20 protein-coding genes and 1 riboswitch are annotated in these 17,411 nt (G+C 37.9%); of the genes, 8 read left to right on the top strand and 12 right to left on the bottom strand.

From position 1 onward, the window contains the following. Positions 1-198 precede the first annotated feature (198 nt). Positions 199-328, top strand: a riboswitch (TPP riboswitch). 119 nt (positions 329-447) lie between these two features. From thiT to GMJ66_RS11770, 7 genes are all read left to right on the top strand, one after another. Beyond that, positions 448-1,014 (top strand): energy-coupled thiamine transporter ThiT, encoded by a 567-nt coding sequence (gene thiT, locus GMJ66_RS11795; protein ID WP_156290521.1) that lies wholly within the window; start codon positions 448-450, stop codon positions 1,012-1,014. 113 nt (positions 1,015-1,127) lie between these two features. Then, positions 1,128-1,268, top strand: coding sequence for a hypothetical protein (locus GMJ66_RS20435; protein ID WP_197046678.1), 141 nt, complete (start codon positions 1,128-1,130; stop codon positions 1,266-1,268). A gap of 366 nt (positions 1,269-1,634) precedes the next feature. Further along, positions 1,635-3,050, top strand: a complete 1,416-nt coding sequence (locus tag GMJ66_RS11790; RefSeq protein WP_156290520.1) for a hypothetical protein — start codon at positions 1,635-1,637, stop codon at positions 3,048-3,050. A 688-nt stretch (positions 3,051-3,738) separates the two neighbouring features. Then, on the top strand, positions 3,739-5,481 hold the full coding sequence (locus tag GMJ66_RS11785) for a carbon starvation CstA family protein (RefSeq protein ID WP_156290519.1): 1,743 nt from the start codon (positions 3,739-3,741) through the stop codon (positions 5,479-5,481). Positions 5,482-5,554: 73 nt separating this feature from the next. Continuing rightward, the gene (locus tag GMJ66_RS11780) at positions 5,555-5,812 is read left to right on the top strand and encodes a cory-CC-star protein (RefSeq protein ID WP_156290518.1); all 258 of its coding nucleotides are present in this window, start codon (positions 5,555-5,557) and stop codon (positions 5,810-5,812) included. Between the two features lie 29 nt (positions 5,813-5,841). Continuing rightward, complete coding sequence (locus GMJ66_RS11775; RefSeq protein WP_156290517.1) at positions 5,842-6,774, top strand: ArsA family ATPase; 933 nt, start codon at positions 5,842-5,844, stop codon at positions 6,772-6,774. A 4-nt stretch (positions 6,775-6,778) separates the two neighbouring features. After that, complete coding sequence (locus tag GMJ66_RS11770; RefSeq protein ID WP_156290516.1) at positions 6,779-7,765, top strand: quinone oxidoreductase family protein; 987 nt, start codon at positions 6,779-6,781, stop codon at positions 7,763-7,765. Between the two features lie 57 nt (positions 7,766-7,822). Here GMJ66_RS11770 and GMJ66_RS11765 read toward each other — a convergent pair whose 3' ends face one another. The 11 genes from GMJ66_RS11765 to GMJ66_RS11715 all read right to left on the bottom strand — a co-directional run bounded on the left by GMJ66_RS11765 (position 7,823) and on the right by GMJ66_RS11715 (position 15,704). Next, positions 7,823-7,981, bottom strand: a complete 159-nt coding sequence (locus GMJ66_RS11765) for a hypothetical protein (RefSeq protein WP_156290515.1) — start codon at positions 7,979-7,981, stop codon at positions 7,823-7,825. Then, on the bottom strand, positions 7,982-9,244 hold the full coding sequence (locus GMJ66_RS11760) for a Ger(x)C family spore germination protein (RefSeq protein ID WP_156290514.1): 1,263 nt from the start codon (positions 9,242-9,244) through the stop codon (positions 7,982-7,984). Further along, on the bottom strand, positions 9,241-10,329 hold the full coding sequence (locus GMJ66_RS11755; RefSeq protein WP_156290513.1) for a GerAB/ArcD/ProY family transporter: 1,089 nt from the start codon (positions 10,327-10,329) through the stop codon (positions 9,241-9,243). The genes GMJ66_RS11760 and GMJ66_RS11755 overlap by 4 nt, the downstream gene beginning before the upstream one ends. Positions 10,330-10,340: 11 nt before the next feature. After that, positions 10,341-11,849, bottom strand: a complete 1,509-nt coding sequence (locus GMJ66_RS11750) for a spore germination protein (protein WP_197046677.1) — start codon at positions 11,847-11,849, stop codon at positions 10,341-10,343. Positions 11,850-11,939: 90 nt separating this feature from the next. Then, positions 11,940-12,797, bottom strand: a complete 858-nt coding sequence (locus GMJ66_RS11745; protein WP_156290512.1) for a DUF421 domain-containing protein — start codon at positions 12,795-12,797, stop codon at positions 11,940-11,942. A 26-nt stretch (positions 12,798-12,823) separates the two neighbouring features. Beyond that, the gene (locus tag GMJ66_RS11740; protein WP_156290511.1) at positions 12,824-13,024 is read right to left on the bottom strand and encodes a DUF1657 domain-containing protein; all 201 of its coding nucleotides are present in this window, start codon (positions 13,022-13,024) and stop codon (positions 12,824-12,826) included. 52 nt (positions 13,025-13,076) lie between these two features. After that, on the bottom strand, positions 13,077-13,427 hold the full coding sequence (gene spoVAE, locus GMJ66_RS11735) for a stage V sporulation protein AE (RefSeq protein ID WP_156290510.1): 351 nt from the start codon (positions 13,425-13,427) through the stop codon (positions 13,077-13,079). Continuing rightward, positions 13,427-14,440 (bottom strand): stage V sporulation protein AD, encoded by a 1,014-nt coding sequence (gene spoVAD / locus GMJ66_RS11730; protein ID WP_156290509.1) that lies wholly within the window; start codon positions 14,438-14,440, stop codon positions 13,427-13,429. The genes spoVAE and spoVAD overlap by 1 nt, the downstream gene beginning before the upstream one ends. Next, the gene (spoVAC, locus tag GMJ66_RS11725) at positions 14,440-14,919 is read right to left on the bottom strand and encodes a stage V sporulation protein AC (protein ID WP_156290508.1); all 480 of its coding nucleotides are present in this window, start codon (positions 14,917-14,919) and stop codon (positions 14,440-14,442) included. The genes spoVAD and spoVAC overlap by 1 nt, the downstream gene beginning before the upstream one ends. A 27-nt stretch (positions 14,920-14,946) precedes the next feature. Continuing rightward, a complete protein-coding gene (locus GMJ66_RS11720; protein WP_156290507.1) occupies positions 14,947-15,408 on the bottom strand; it encodes a hypothetical protein in 462 nt (153 codons plus the stop codon). A 92-nt stretch (positions 15,409-15,500) separates the two neighbouring features. Beyond that, positions 15,501-15,704: a DUF1657 domain-containing protein gene (locus GMJ66_RS11715; protein WP_156290506.1), complete on the bottom strand. Its 204-nt coding sequence runs from the start codon at positions 15,702-15,704 to the stop codon at positions 15,501-15,503. A 197-nt stretch (positions 15,705-15,901) separates the two neighbouring features. Between GMJ66_RS11715 and GMJ66_RS11710 the strand changes: the two genes are divergently transcribed. Continuing rightward, entirely contained in the window at positions 15,902-16,342 is a 441-nt protein-coding gene (locus GMJ66_RS11710; RefSeq protein ID WP_156290505.1) for a hypothetical protein, read from the top strand. Between the two features lie 310 nt (positions 16,343-16,652). Here the strand turns inward: GMJ66_RS11710 and nfsA are convergent, their stop codons facing one another. After that, a complete protein-coding gene (gene nfsA / locus GMJ66_RS11705) occupies positions 16,653-17,399 on the bottom strand; it encodes an oxygen-insensitive NADPH nitroreductase (RefSeq protein ID WP_156290504.1) in 747 nt (248 codons plus the stop codon). Positions 17,400-17,411 lie beyond the last annotated feature (12 nt).

Below are 17,411 nucleotides of genomic sequence, written 5' to 3'. Positions count from 1 at the left end.
CGGCTGCAAAAATTTGATGCATCCTGGGATTTCTCGGGGGTTTCAAATTCTTTATCGAGCAGGAATGAGGAAATTATAGAATTATTCTAATTATTTAAGCTTCACAAAATGGAATAGAGCTGTTATTTAACATGTTTTTTTGTTGTAATTGCTGGAAAAGAAGCGTACAATATGAATGACGAAAAAAGCAATTAAATAAAAGCCAACAGGGGGAGCCAATTGGCTGAGAGTGAACATAGACAGAAGCTGGAAATGGAAACACGCCTATGTTCAGACCCTTAGAACCTGTTAGTTAGTACTAGCGTAGGGATTGGTGGTTTTTTGATGGATAAATTTTGCAATGTGAGCGGAGCATGTCTGTTTTTAAAACGGATCCCATCAGGAGCTTCCCCTTGGCATTGCTTTTTTTGTTGGTAAAAAAATAGTTATGAACAGGGGGAGACTTGCATGAAGTCAAAAAAGATCTTGTTTTTAGTAGAAGTTGCTATCTTTACAGCCTTAGCCCTATTACTTGATATTTTACCGATTTCCTTTAAAATTTGGGCACAGGGTGGATCTGTATCGTTTGCAATGATTCCGATATTTATTGTCGCGTTTCGCTGGGGATTAAAGGGTGGTTTACTTTCCGGTTTTCTATGGGGAATTCTACAGTTTGCCACTGGTGCGTATGTTATACATCCAGTTCAAGGATTTATTGATTATGCATTAGCCTTTACCGTACTTGGTTTTGCCGGTGTTTTCGCAAAGCAAATCCAAAAAAATGTTAAAGAAGGTAATACGAAAGCTTATTTAACATATATAACACTAGGTGTGTTTCTCGGGTCAGTTTTACGCTTTTTCGCTCATTATGCTGCAGGTATTGTATTCTTTGGCTCAGCAGTGGAAGGGCAGCCGGCTTGGTTATATTCCTTGATTTATAATGGTTCATACATGTTACCATCCTTTATTTTAAGTGCTGTGGTGGTATTCTTCTTATTCCATAAACAACCTAGAACATTACTGAATGCAACTTAATAAGAGAATTTGCATTGAAACTCTGCTCACTCACATGAAGGTAACCTCATCAAAAAAGGGGTTACCTTTTATGTTTTAGATGAGAATAAAGACGTTGTGTAAGGGGGGATTGGATGCGGGAGTTAATTGGACCGTGTTTGAAGTGCGGGAAAAATGTTTATTGTGAAAATGGCTTTTTTGAAGGTGCACAGGTAAATGGGGAATTGTTATGCAACCAATGTTATGAAGAAAGAATCAAACGGGAAAAAGAATAATTATATAGCAATATCTCTTGGCATTCCGATACATCACGGAATGTTCTTTTATTGCACGTTGGGTAAGTATGACCTTTAGCCTATTGTGATTCTTTCGCTAGTTCGTAGTTTATGTAAATTCAATAACAACAAACTTTGTGAAAAGTGTCTTTTAAAAAATGTACATTAATACGTCACCTCCTTTATGTGAAATTGGAGTCAGTTCTTTAAAATGGAAGCTCACTGAGAAATCCTTGTTAGAGTGTAATATAACCATGCATTTACCACACAAGAATCCCACTATTATTCTTCCTATCCTCAATACGCAGTAGCGTTTTTCCTTTTTCTTGCATAGGCTATAGCACATTTCGAGAAAGGAAGGATTAAATGGACTTAACATTATCCCATTGGCTATATGGATTATTTACGGTAATTATAATCGTTACGATGATATTTCGTAAAGGGGTTGTTCTCCCGACTATACTGGGAACCTTTGTGATTGCATGGGTATATACGGATGATTTAATCACAGGGTTTACAGCTATTTTTAATGCCAATCTAGTGGCCGCACAAGAACTCTTTAGTATTTTTCTTATCATTATGTTCATGCTTGCTCTTTTAAATTCATTACGGGATTTAGGGGCAGATAAACGAATGATTGAGCCAGTGCAAAAACTGATGATAAATGGCCATGTGTCTTTCTTTGTATTGGCGATTGTCACATATGTAATATCCTTGTTTTTCTGGCCAACACCAGCAGTACCGCTAATATGTGCATTGCTTGTTCCGGCGGCAGTAAGAGCTGGTTTACCTGCAATGACAGCAGCTGTAGCGATTGCAATTGCAGGACAGGGGATGGCCCTTTCATCTGATTATATTGTTCAAGTAGCTCCAAATTTAACTGGTACAGCAGCTGGTTTAGATACAGCAGTAGTTGCGGATAAGGCACTTGTCCTATCACTAATTTCCGGGATTGTCGCTCTTGGATTAGCGTACCTGTTTTATAGAAAATCCATTCGCTCCAAAGATAATAAGAGAAATACGGAAGATTTGCAGAATCTGCAAACATCAGATGAACCGACAAATACGCCACAAACCGTTCATTTAAACACTTGGAGTAAGATTTTTGCAGTTTTAGTACCGGTTTCCCTTCTACTTGTAGTAGTTGTCATGCTGCACAACAAGCTAACTTCAGGAGAAGGAGGCTTAGTTGGTGGTGACGGAGCAGCATTTGTTGGTGGTGTTGCTGCCATTCTATTGCTTATGTCAACGCTGGCTTTTGGTAGAGCTGAGGCATTAAATTATATTACTAACCATATTACAGATGGATTTGTGTTTGCATTTAAAGCAATGGGGCCAGTAATTCCGATTGCAGCCTTTTTCTTTTTAGGAAGTGCAGACTTTGCGGGAGATATCTTGGGTTTAGAAGAGGCACCTTCCTTCTTGTTTGGTCTGATTGAATCTGTACAGGATTACTTGCCGCAAAGTGCCATTTTTGCTGCATTTAGTGTTTTAATAATTGGAATCATTACCGGCTTGGATGGATCTGGATTTTCAGGTCTACCTCTAACAGGGACCCTTGCAGCTACACTGGAAACAGCTTCCATCGATGCTGCAACATTAGCGGCTATTGGACAATTGGGTTCTATTTGGACTGGAGGAGGAACACTGATTGCATGGTCTTCACTTATAGCCATCGCAGGACTATGCGGTGTTTCCGTGATGGATTTGGTTCGTAAAAATTTCCTCCCGGTAATGATTGGATTAATTGTCGCAACTCTTGCAGCCGTACTTTTTTTATAACTGATAATTCTTTAGGTTAGGTGTTACTTAGGCTATCGTCATCGTTTGGCGATAGCCAGGTTTTTTAATAGATAAGAAAGTATAAATTTGCGCTTTGATGTCTAGCTCCATCGCCCAGCGACTAGCGGACTTCCCTCACCTCCGTACGATAAATAAGACTTGCCGATTGGTGAAACCAGAGGCTTAGTCGCACTTATACCCTTGCGGTGAAAGTCAACATCGACTCACTTTTTTTAAGGAAGGCCGACTAAAAGCGGGCTAGCGCTCAGGCGTCGGCATACCCCTATGAAGGGGCATGTTTCCTTTTCGCTCTTCAAGCATAAGATTCACTAAGATTTTTACATTCGTAAAAATCAAGATCATCTAATCTCCTACGGGGACTGTTCGGTTAAAACCGCCGCTTTGCGCGACAACACCGAACCACCTGGCATGGCTAGGCGCAGTCCGTACGTCGCTAAACGAGCGCTTGCGCTTTTCTTAATAGTCTTTTTCTTTTCTGCATATATATTTGTATGTCCATAGTTCCCAGGGCTATATCCTTTTCATTCTGATACTTTAGAAGAGAACATCATTGCGGATAATTCAGATATTTACAATTATATTAAACTGTTATATGATAGAATTCAGTACGGAAAACAAGCGCTTTCAATAACTTTTTCAGGAAAAATAAAAAGGGAGGTAGAGAAGTTTGAATGCAATTCTAGTTGCAATTATTGGTCTAATTGTTTTTGCATTAGGTTATCGTTATTATTCTAAGTTTGTAGCAGAGAAAATTTTTAAGTTAGATCCAAACTATGTTACACCAGCCCATAAGTATAAAGATGGGGTGGATTTTGTTCCTACTAATAAGTTCGTACTATGGGGGCATCATTTTACTTCCGTTGCTGGAGCAGCTCCAATACTAGGACCTGCCATTGCATTATACTGGGGATGGCTTCCGGCTTTATTATGGGTTCTATTAGGAACAGTGTTTGCTGCAGGTGTGCATGATTTTGGTACTTTAGCAATATCTGTCCGGAACAAAGGACAGTCTATCGGCACCATAGCTGATAAATTAATCGGAAAAAGAGGAAAAATACTGTTTTTATTTATTATTTTAATTCTTGTATTAATGGTAAATGCAGTATTTGCCTGGGTGATTGCAAACTTATTTATCAGTTATCCTTCCAGTGTACTGCCGGTATTATTCCAAATTCCTCTAGCCATAACAATAGGATATTTGGTTTATAAGAAAAATGTGAGAATGCTTGTTCCGTCGCTTATTGTTCTTGCAATTATGTATTTTGTTGCTATTCTGGCGGCGCAAAATGAAGTATTACAAATTGACTTAGTTCGCTACATGGGTGGAGAAGATGGGGCAGGATTATTTGGTCTAGGTGCTGTATCCACTGCGTTTATGATTTGGATTGTATTTCTCATGGTTTATTGCTACATCGCATCCACATTGCCTGTGTGGAAATTACTACAGCCTAGAGACTTTATTAATTCCCATCAATTGGTTGTAGGTCTAGCCATCCTGTACCTTGGACTGCTGTTTACCAATCCGGAAATGACAGCACCTGTTTATAACGACAATCCGGATAAAAATTGGCTGCCATTACTGTTTATTACAGTAGCTTGTGGGGCAATCTCAGGGTTTCATGGACTGGTATCCTCGGGGACATCATCTAAACAGTTAAATAAAGAAACAGATGCTAGATTTGTTGGATATTTTGGAGCAGTAGGTGAGGGAATCTTAGCTCTTATTTCCATTCTTACTGTTGCGACTTTCTTTGCAAACACAGATGATTTCTTTGCAACATACAGTAGCTTCAATGCTGCAAATGGTGCGGGGTTAGGTGTGTTTATTGAAGGTGCTGCTGTTCTTGCAGGGGGCTTAGGCATTCCGCCATCAGTGGCCGCTACCATTGTTTCGGTTATTGTAGTAAGCTTTGCTGCAACTACGTTAGATACAGCTGTTCGTTTAATGAGATACATTATAGCAGAACTTGGTTCGGAGTATAATGTGCCAGCATTAACCAAAACACATGTGGCAACAACTGTTGCTGTATTGTCCAGTGCAGCACTTGTATTAATTCCTGAAGGTCCAAATGGATTTGGTTCTGGTGGTTACTTAATTTGGCCGCTGTTTGGAACATCAAATCAACTGCTTGCAGGTATCAGTTTAATGCTTATCTCCATTTGGTTAAAACGTAATGGGAGAAATTATGCCATAGCGCTCATCCCAATGGTCTTTTTAATGGTGATGACTATGGTTGCCCTGTTCCAGCAAGTATTTCTTGAATGGGCATGGTGGGGAACAGGATCGAATATGCTGTTATTTATTTTAGGTGCGATTATTTTCGTATTTGCATTATGGATTGCGTTAACGTCCTATTCTGTCATAACAGGTAAATACGATAATCCAATTGATAAAAATAAAGTAGGATAATAGTATAATAGTATATACGAAAGGGGTCATTTGAGGTGATCCCTTTTCTGCATATGTAAAAGGGTGTGAACACATGCTTGATAAAATGAAGAAACTTATAGAGTATTACGAAGAAGTCCTTAATATGCCACATCGTACGGAAATTGCAAGAGAACTGCGAAATGAAGATGATTTGTTTTTATTATTACTCTATTCTGAGATGATTGGAATTCCCAATCCGGTCTATTACTACACTTTGGAACTTTATCCATACATGATTGAGAAGTTCCATGATTGGCATTTGAGAATGGGAATGGATCACTCGCCATTATCAGGAATTCGCTGCTGCTAAATGCTTTCGACAGAAATGAGGGGAAGAACATGAGGGAATTGGAGAAAAAGATTATATTTGTTGGCGGGAAAGGTGGGGTAGGGAAATCGACTTCTGCTGCTGCGATTGCTTGGAAATCAGCAAAAGAAGGAAATAAAACATTACTTATTTCAACTGACCCCGCCCATAATCTGGGGGATATTTTTGACCAAAAGATAGGGGGAAAAACGAATCTTATCGCAGAAAATCTATATGCTCTTGAAATAGACCCTGAAATAGAAACAACAAAATATATTAATAGTGTCAAAGAAAATATTAAAGGAACCGTAAATGCAACGATGATGCAGGAGGTTCATCGACAGCTGGACACGGCAAAAGCTTCTCCTGGTGCAGATGAGGCTGCATTATTTGATAAGCTCATTTCTATTATTTTAGAGGAAAGTGAACACTTTGATAAATTAATTTTTGATACGGCACCAACTGGACATACGATTAGACTTCTATCATTACCTGAATTAATGGGAGTTTGGATTGAAGGGTTATTAAAGAGAAGGAAAAAAACGAATGATAACTATACCCAACTGCTAAATGATGGGGAACCAATTGAAGATCCAATATATGATGTTTTAAAGGAACGGAAAGATCGTTTTCAAAAGGCGAGGGAAGTATTGTTGAATCCTAACTATACCGGCTTTATATTTGTATTAAATGCAGAACGATTACCAATCCTGGAAACGAAAAAAGCAATGGAGTTACTGGATAAATATCATCTCCATGTTAGAACATTAATCGTCAATAAAATCCTGCCGGAAAATGCAGATGGAGAGTTTTGGCAGCAGCGAAAAGAGTATGAGAATCAATATGTTAGTATGATAGAAGAAACATTTAAACAACAGCAGTTAGTTTATGTGCCATTGCTTGCCAAGGATATTACAAGTAAACAGCAGTTGGAAAAGATTAGTTATTATTACGGGAAAGGATGAAACTATGAAAGCATTTGTACTGGAGTATGGAGAACTGAAAATCAAGGAAATGGATGAACCTGTGGCAGGAAAAGGGGAAGTTGTTGTCTCCATACGGACTGCAGGGTTAAACCGGCGTGATCTGTATATACCAAATCGAAGAGGGAATGATCAAGAAGCATTAATATTAGGATCAGACGGTGCTGGAATTGTTGAACAGACAGGGGAAGGTGTAACCAGGTTTAAAGCAGGGGATGAAGTAATCATTAATCCTGCCCTGCGATGGTACGAAACAATGGATGCCCCACCAAAAGGGTTTGATATATTAGGAATGCCAGACAATGGAACGTTTGCAGAAAAAATTTCCATTTCAGAGGAACAATTAGAGAAAAAACCAGCCCATCTCACATGGGAAGAAGCGGGTGTGCTTGCATTATCTGCTCTCACAGGATATCGTGCATTAGTTACAAAAGGACAAGTTCAAAAAGGGAATACTGTATTTATCCCTGGAGCGGGGAGTGGGGTTGCAACATATCTTATCCAATTTGCAAAAAATATCGGTGCAAAGGTTATTGTTACATCAAGAAGCTCTGAAAAACAGAAAAGGGCAATGGATTTAGGAGCAGATATCGTTCTTGATACAAATAGTGACTGGAAGATTGGATTAGCTTATGAAACAATTGACTTAATCATTGATAGTGTTGGTGGAAGCACGTTTAATCGTGCTCTGGATGTGTTGAAGAAAGGTGGAAGAATCGTTACATTTGGGTCGACGACAGAAGATAATATCCAATTTAACCTAAGAAGTTTCTTCTATGGTCAATATCAGCTGTTCGGTACAACGATGGGAAGCAGACAGGAATTACGAGAGCTTATTGGGCATATGGAAGAATACAACATGCATCCAGTCGTAGATCGAACCTATTCACTTTCCGAAGCACAGGAAGCGTTGGACTATTTAAAAGAGGGGAAACAGTTTGGGAAAATAGCTTTGCATATGAACGATTTATAGTTATTACATAAGGTGGAGGTACCGTAATCGGATTACCTGCACCTTATTTTCTTTTTGCTATCGGAATACAGAAAAAAATGGGGTGATGACAATACTAACTGCAAGTAAAAAGACAGCAGCAGATCCAAGTTTATTTTTCTCTCGCCAAAGTGTCACTGCAAATCCTGCGGTATAGAAAAATACAAATATAACGACAAACGTGATAGTTGTATTCATCTAATCCCTCATTTCATTCAAGTCTGGCAGATCGGACTGTCTGCCGAAATTTTCCAGTTCGATTTTTGTGTTCACATTAATTTCCATTTCCGGATAAGTGTTCATCCAGTCAAACTCTATATACTCCGGAATGGTTCGAAACTTTTTCCGGGCTTCTAAGGACCATCCGAATGGTTCAGCAGCATATTCTTCCTGTGTTTTTTTAATAAATTCTTCAAATTTTTGATTTAGCGTTTTTTCAAATGATTTTTCCAAAGTCTCCCTTTTCTTGTTATCTTCCGTAAACTCTGTCATCCCATGGTTAGTTAATATCTCCATGTTAATAGGTACCGTTACATTTATTGTTGGTTTCTGATCATTTAATTTCATCCTAATATCAATATTGCCTTCTTTGCTAATTCTCGTAGTTAACTGATGATCATCTTTAAAAGGGTCAGGTAATGCTGTTAAAATTTCTGTTGGTTGTTCCAACTCATTGCTAAGTAAAAAGGCAATCCGAGTTTCTTCAATCGTCAGCTTGTCGATCATTTTACCTTCCTTAAATACGGCAGACCCAGCAAATTGGGTTGTATTCGTTACACCGGTATATTCCAGCTCTCCTGCTAAAAGGTCATCGGGGTCTTCTTGATTATTATTGTTTTGCCTTTTCTTTGTCGTACCGTAAATAGCTAAAAATACATTGGCATCGCCTTCCGTTATTCGAAAAAAACTGTCCAGTCTCGATGGGGGGATGTTTCCTGTATCATTTCCCCGCCGAAATATCAGTTCAAAATACTTATGTGGTCTGGTATCAAGCTTGGGATTGTTATTAGCAATAAAAGTACTTGGCGCTTCCTCTGTAACCATTAATCTGATATCTCTTCTTATTTCCATTGCTTTTGTAGCATCATAAATCCAGCGAATAAAATCGTCATCTTTCGCAAAATCCTCTGATACAATAATAAAACGAAGCAAATCATAGGTAATTTGTTTGGATATAACGGTATTTGCCAAACTTTTGGATGAAACAAAATCGGTTGCTGTAAATGAGATGGTTTCCTGTGGAGGTTCGTCACTGCTAGCGCCTCCAGCCTGATTTCCTGCCTCCGGATTGGCAATGATGTAGGATACTTCGACAAGGTTTTCTTCATCTTCCGGTTTATCCAGGCCGATTGCTACGACATAAGCTAACTGTTCCACTTCTGTTTTATCCCAGCAGCCACTAAGTATAATTATCAACATAATTAGACATAGAATCTTACCTATAGAAGGGAGTATTTTCATGTACGAAGATCTCCTTTTATTTTAGCTAGAATCCATAATAGGATTGGTAAAAAGAAAAACATCGGTGAAGCTATGTTTCCAACCATTTCTTTAAAATAATGAACCGAAAATGTCGGTGTTTCTGGTATCATTCCAATAAAAACGATTAAGGTTGAAAAGGCTGGGATAATATATTCAAAATGATTGATGTTAAACAGTTTTCCAAATAACAAAATATTTATATAGAGGTAAGCTGCAAATTTAATGAATGTTGCGATAAGCCAAAATGGGAAGAAAAACGTTTCCAAATTAATAAGAAACCCCATTCGAATAGAGCGAATGACCTCATGGTACGGGTAATTCAAAGTCATAGCAGTTTGAAAATCAAACAGCATCACATAACTAACCATCGTAATCGTTAAATTAAATAAAATCACAATAAAAGCAATCCATGTGCCTTTTCTAAAATCTGTGGTGCTTTTTACAAATGGAAAGAGAATGAATAGATACAGAAAATCCATATAGATCGATAAATTCATCATACTTTCTTTCATTACTTCCCATTCTCCGGGACCAAAAATAGGAAATAGAAAACTTGCTTTTCCCTGACCTAAAGTTAAGATTAAAGTGAGCAGCAAGGAAACCTGTAAATACGGATAGACGGCCCATGAAACAGAACCAATTTGTTCCAGTCCTCTTTTTGCCCCGTATGCGCATACCCCCATTAATACCGCATATATAATGATGCTCGGTGTTTTAACAAAATACATCGTCGAAATAATATCTGTATAGGTTGCGGTGTCCAGTGCAATATAGACAAAACCAATCAGCCATAAGATAAATAAAACAATAAATCCAAGGAATTTACCAAATAGATGATAGCAAATATCTATCAGATTTTTTTCCTTGTATTTTGTAGCAAGATGTAACAAGAGAGTTAATGGGACTAGTGCAATTACTCCAGCAATAAAAGGGGCCGTCCATCCGGCGTTCATCAGGGAATCGAATAACATAGCTGGTATATCATCAGTTGTTTTGGTTCCAATCATTAACAAGGCGATAACCGTATATTCCTTGATGCCGATTTTATCTTTTGGTTCACCCATAAGGTTTCTCCTTATCTTTTTGTCATATCTTTTGGCTTCACGTAGCCTGGTCTAAAGATTTCATTCTGTAAAGCCCTTCTAAAGAGGGTATCTTTTGATGACTTATATTTTGGTGATAAAGGGGATAGATAGGGTATACCAAAGGACTTAAGTGATACCATATAGAATAACCCCATCGTAAATACCGCTGTCATGCCATATATACCAAATAGACTGGCAGCGATAATAAAAATAAAACGAATTATTCGAATGGTAAAATTCATGCTGATATCCCCAATAGCAAATGAACTCAGTCCGCTTAAGGCTACTACAATAACGACAATCGGGCTGACAATATTCGCCTCGACTGCGGCCTGTCCTAATATTAATGCACCTACTATCCCAATGGTTGGACCGATTGGACTCGGTACGCGGAGCCCTGCTTCACGAATTAATTCAAAAGCGAATTCCATAAGCAGTACTTCTATTGCTGCGGGAAAGGGTACCTTTTCTCTTGTTGCGGTAATTGCCAGCAAAAGATCCGGTGGAACCATTTCAATATGATATGTTACAACACCTACATATATTGCCGAGGTAAAAATCGTGATAAATAATGCGGCCATCCGCAGTATTCTTGTGAAATTACCGTAAATAAGCCTTAAATAATGATCCTCAGATGAGTGAAAGAAGGACCAGAATGTTGCAGGAAGAACTAAGGAATCCGGGGAGTTGTCCATTAAGAGAACAATATACCCATCTTCCAGAAAAGAGACAGCTCGGTCCGGTCTTTCTGTATATAAAACGGTAGGAAAAATGGAATGTTTCCGTTCTTCGATATATTGTTCCAGCAATGACAGATTTTGTATGGCATCGACATCTAAAGCTTTTAGTCGTTCTTTTACATTGTTCAGCAGATGCTCATTGGCGACGTCCTTAATATAGGCTACATAAACTTCATTTTTGGAACGCTTGGAAACGGTAATATTTTCAATAACCAGTTTTTCGTTTTTAATTCTTTTTCGTACCAATGAAATGTTGGTAGCAGCTTTTTCATTAAAAGCTTCTTTAGGCCCTTTAACAACTGTTTCATTGTCAGGTTTTTCGATGCCTCTTCCTTCAAAGTTTGTAACATTCAAAAGGTAAGCTTGGTCCTCACCGTCAATGAATAGGGCAGCATTTCCAGTATTAATATCAATCAGAACATCTTTCATGTTGTTTTTCTTTTTATATGACTGTATGGTGATTATATTTTCTATCCGGCTATCCTTTAATTGATTTTTAAGTAAAGGTTCGACGATATGTTCATCGATTATCTTTGTATTTGTAATTGTACTGATAAAGACAACCATCGCTGTTTTATCCAATCCATTAATATGTAGACTCCGAAATTGGACATCGGTATTATCCGGATAGGAATAGATTTCCTTTAATGCTGTTATATTTTTGGGTAAATCTTTGTCAAGGATGATTTCTTTATTATCTATGGACTGTTTGGTTGACTTTTGCAATGTCTTAATAAGGTTTTTAATCAAGATACTCACACTCCGGAATGCACAGTTTCATTAACGGGTAAGGTTGGTTCTACTTCATAACCGATATGAAGGGCCTGCTCTGGACGTATAGAACAGTCCCTATGATAAATAGGCCTCGATTTTATTTATTGCATCTTGCATCTTTTTACTGTTCCTTTGATATAACTCCTTGGACTGTTGATTCTCTGTAGACAAGGCGAATAATTCTAAATCAGCTTGGGCTTTCTTCATTGTTGCCAGTAATAGAGGCTTTTCAGTTGGAGACGGGACAGCAATACTATCATCAAATAAATCTACATAAAGTTGTCCGTCAGTATCCGCCTGTCCTAGAAATACGTTCTCAATGCTTACATTCAGTTTTTCCAATTCTGTCTCCAGCCATGTTAAGTCCAGATTTAAATTGGCTAAGGACTCATACATGACTTCTCCATCCATGATTACGGTTTGTGGTTCTTTTTGTGGTGCTAACTTGATGCCCAAATCTTTGGCAGTAAGCGGACGGTTTTCCCTTTTGGGCAGCACATTTAAGGTACCGTTAGGCTCCAAAACGGCAAATTCTACATCGGATGCTAGAAAAACATCTTTATCACGCAGTTTTTCAAGTAGATCATCTGTTGAATATCCTTCTTTTTTTAAATTGTCTTCCATAATCTTCCCGTCCTGTATGAAAACCGTACTTTTCCCTTCTGCAAAGTTACGAAAGGCTTTGCTTTTTAGCGAAATTTTTTCAACCCCAAATGGAACAACAAACCAGATAAACATGGCGAGAATAGCGTAGAATATATTTGCCTCCGGATCAAAAGTGTGAATGGCTACAACTCCACCTAAAACAACACCAGAAATATATTCAAACACATTCATTTGGGATAATTGCTTCGTTCCAAGCAATTTAGTCAGAGTAAATAAAACAACAATAAGTGTGAGCGATTTTAGTATGACTTCAACCCATCCTGGCATAGTGTTCTTATCCTTTCTTCGATAGCTTATTTATACTGTGGTTCTTCACGGGAGAGATAGATGATCTGTTTGCCTAAGTCGGCTTTAACTTCATTAACGATTTGCTGCACTTCTTTAAACGCTTGTTGGGATTCTGTTTCCTGTGCTTTGTTTGCTAGTGTTTGTAGACTTGCTTCGATATTTTTAATGGATGCATAACATCCTTTCACTTGTGATCCTACCGTCATTGAAATCTCACCTTCTTGTGAAAATTTTATAAGGAAAGGGGGACAAGGGGATCTAACCTTTTGGTTTAAAAATTAATGATCCAATTACCCCAAAAATAATCGCTGCTGAAATACCTGAACTGGTTACTTCAAACATTCCCGTAACTACCCCAATTAATCCGTGCTGTTGTGCTTCTTCCATTGCACCATGGACAAGGTTATTACCAAAGCTGGTAATAGGAACAGTGGCACCTGCCCCAGCAAAATCAATTAATGGCTCATAAAGTCCAAAACCATCCAGAACAGCTCCTACGACAACTAATATAGTTAAAGTATGGGCAGGGGTCAGTTTAAAAACATCCAACATTAATTGTCCAATCACACAAATCAAACCACCAATAACAAATGCCCAGAAAAAAATCATCATACATCACTTCCTGATTCTATTGAAACTGCATGTGCAATACAAGGAATAGAATCCCCTTGGTTGACACTAAGTGGTGATTGTAAGGAACCGGTAGCGACTACCAGTATTCGCTTGATTTCACCTTGTTTCATTTTGTTTAAAAAATGGCCATACGTTACAATTGCCGAACAGGCTGGACCACTGGCACCAGCTAAAACAGGCTGTCCTTCTCGATAAATCGTTAAGCCGCAATCCACATATTTTTCCTCTGGAATGTCGATGCCACGTTTATGAAGAAGGTCTAACGATACTTCTCTGCCAATATGGGCTAAGTCACCTGTAATGATTAGGTCATAGTACGAATGATCGATATTTCTTTCTTTTAAATGAGTCTCTATCGTATCAACCGCTGCTGGTGCCATAGCTCCCCCCATATTAAATGCATCCGTTATGCCCATGTCCACAATTTTCCCAATCGTAGCCGATGTGACAACTGGACCTACTCCTTCTTTTGCTACTAAGGCACAGCTGGCACCGGTTACTGTCCATTGTGCGGTTGGTGGCTTTTGACCACCGTATTCAGTCGGGTAGCGAAATTGTTTCTCGGCTGCAGCATTATGACTGGAAGTACCGCTTAATATATAATTGGCACCATTTGCGTTAATAATTGCTGCAGATAAAGCTAAACTTTCCATTGATGTTGCACAAGCATTAAATAATCCCAGATAGGGGAGCCCCATTGTTTTGGCAGCAAAGGTTGTGGGAGTAATTTGGTTAATTAAATCTCCACTGATAAAAAATTCTACTTGCTCTTTTTGAATGGAACTCTTTTTAATTGCAACTTGGCATGCCTGTTCCATCATTACCTGTTGTGCTTTTTCAAAGGATTCCTGATTTAACCACATATCTTCATGTAATATATCAAAAGCCTTTGGTATATTTCCTTTTGCTTCAAAAGGGCCACCTACAGTACCGGTTTGAATGATAACTGGTTTATTTTCAAATATCCACGTTTGATGTCCGTTAAGCATTATAATCCACCCCATTGAATTAGAACGGTTTTTATAATGGCAACAACAAATGCTGCAAATACCCCATACACAATGACCGGTCCTGCTACCTTGAACATACTTCCACCAACACCTAAAATATAGCCTTCCGTACGATGTTCAATCGCTGCAGAGATGACGGCGTTCCCGAATCCTGTAACAGGAACAGCTGTACCTGCGCCAGCAAACTGTCCTATCCGATCATATATACCAAATCCGGTTAAAAGCATGGTAATGAAAATTAAGGTCGCAACAGTAGGATTTCCTGCTGTTTGTTCTGTGAAGTTAAAGAAATAGATATAAAACGTAGTAATCACTTGTCCAATTAAACAAACCGTGCCCCCGACAAGGAAGGCTTTGATACAATTTATAAGAATGGGCCGTTTTACTTCACGCTGTTTTTGAAATGCCTGATATTCTTGAGCCTGTGGCGGTAAATTCTTTTTTTTATTATTAGCCATAATCATTCACTCTTTCTTTTAAAAATCCTAGGTTTTTTCTTTTGACAGCTTTGTGATCCGATCAATTTCCTTGCCAAGTTTGGAAGGGGTTATTGATTTTGAATCCAATTTTTCTTCCAGTTTTTCTAATTCCAGATAAATCTTTTTATCGATGGTTAATTCTACATGGAAATTTTTAAAGTGTTCTTTTAATTCCTTCGTCAAATCTTTTTTTATTTTTTGTAATTGGAATCGTTTATTATGCTCAATTTGAACGGCAATAATCATATCCTTAGAGGTATTGGCCGCTTTAATGCCAGTTACTTCATCATGTTTTTTTAAGATGTCTTTTGCTTTATTAGAAGGTTCCTGGTCAATTAATTTATTTGCAGAGATGTTTTCTACCTCGATGGACTGATTATTATTTGCATTTTCATCTGCAGATTCATTCCCGCATCCGAATAAAATCAAGCAAATAATTAGTGATAAAATGATCTTCTGATTACCCATCATAATCCTCATTCCTTTGTTGAGATTATGTAAGAGGCTGGTTAATCCCAACCTCTTTCTAGCTAGAAGCAATTTTTAATGTGCTTCGATTGTTATTGTTTATATTGAGGCTCTTCTTGTTCGATTTGCTGCATTCTTGGTTCTACACTTTGTACAATCGCCTGTGTTTGTTGTGCAGCAGATTGGTACAATTGTTTTGCTTGTTTATTCTGTGTTTCTAAAGCAAATTGTTCAAAACTGGCTTGTGCACTTTTTAAGCCTGCTATTGTTTGTTTTACTTGTGTTGCAACTGTCAAATTGACCCCTCCTTTAATTACATCATAATCAACTCAAGTGTAGTTTTCGATGTATGAGGGCAAAATATACTACTATTATTTTCCTTGTGACTCGTTTCCACGGATGTAAAAAAATCAAAATAAAAATATAAAAATTTTGAAACATTTGAAGGGGTTCCTTCGTCTTATATATAGGGATTTTTTGGGAGGAATCGAGATTGAAAAAAATGATTTTTACGTTATTTGGGGCAGGTTTAGTATTAACAGGCTTTCTGTTTATATCTAATCAGGACAGTACACCTAGATTAGATGAGGAAAAGGTAGCTGAAAAAAAAGTGGATGATTTTATTTTGCATATGAAAGTGGAAAGGGCTACTAGTGGGGTAGAGGTGCACCACTCCCTGCAGTACATAGGAGAGCAAACCATAGAGGTACAGCACCAAACGCCGTTAGTCTCTTTTTCGTTACATGAAAAAAACCATGATTTTACAGGAAGTTTAGTCTCTAAGATGATGCGAACTGGGAATATTTATTATCAGGAATCTGTTACTGTACCAATATCAGAAACAGGGGAAAGTAATTTATATGTCAAAGCAAGATTCCTTGCAAATGGAGAACTGGTTAATATTGAACATGTAGAAGAATTAATGTTCAATTAGGGGGGGGACATTACTAAAAACACTCTGTTCGAAAAGCGAATGATTTCACGATAAAGAAGATTATGTCACAAGGGCCTTATTAGAAAAACTCGCATTCGCTCGTCCTTAAGCGAATGTGTTAGTTTTTCTTATACTTGGTACATTAAAATTTTAACTACATCGAATCCTCTTCATGTTAAAATTTTATACTTTCCTAACGTGTAAAAAGAAAAAAACCGAACTATAATTCTAACTGAAGAATGTTGAATTTTTAGTTCGGATTTTTCTTTAGCTAATCCATTTTGTCCCAGCCATTTACGCTAAAATATCATTACCGTCGATTAAGCTTTTTATTTTGGACAAACGTTGAAACATCCATACGTTGTGCTTTTTTATACTTTCGAATCATTTGTTCTTTCCAAGTATCTATACGTCGGTTTTCAGAACGGTTTTGATAATATTCTTTTAGTTCCTCATCAAAATCGGCAAGGAATTTCCGCTGTTCTACGTCTTCTGTATATTTATTTTCATGATAAACTACATCTAATGGAAAGCGAGGTTTGATTTCTGGTTCCTGATCAGGATAACCAACAGCTAAACCGAATAGAGGAACGACATGTTCTGGAAGGTGCAGCAAATCATTTACTCGATGGATATCATTTCGCATACTCCCAAGATAGCAGATGCCAAGCCCCATAGATTCAGCTGCTATCGATAAGTTTTGTGCAGCTAAGGCAGCGTCAATTGTACTAACAATGAATTGTTCTGTGCTTTCAATGCTCTCCTGCATTTGCTGTTTTTCCTTCTCTGAACAAATTAGCTGGACACGATGCAGGTCAGCGCAAAAGATAAATAAATGCCCATTATTTGTAACATGTGGATGACCGGAGATATTTCTTAATTCTTCTTTCGTTTCCATGCCATTTATACCGATTATAGTATATGCCATGACATAACTGGAGGTGGATGCTTGTTGTGCGGCTTTAACCAGCAGATGTATTTGTTCTGTTGTTAATTTTTCTTCTTTAAATTTCCGAATGGAACGATGACTTAAAATGGTATCAATAGTCTTGTTCATTTTATAAGCTCC

The organism is Oceanobacillus salinisoli, from assembly GCF_009733865.1.
In the GTDB taxonomy this organism is placed as follows: Bacteria; Bacillota; Bacilli; order Bacillales; family Amphibacillaceae; genus Oceanobacillus; species Oceanobacillus salinisoli.
The sequence above is the reverse complement of the archived record's forward strand: the minus strand, read 5'-3'. Positions and strand labels throughout refer to the sequence as shown.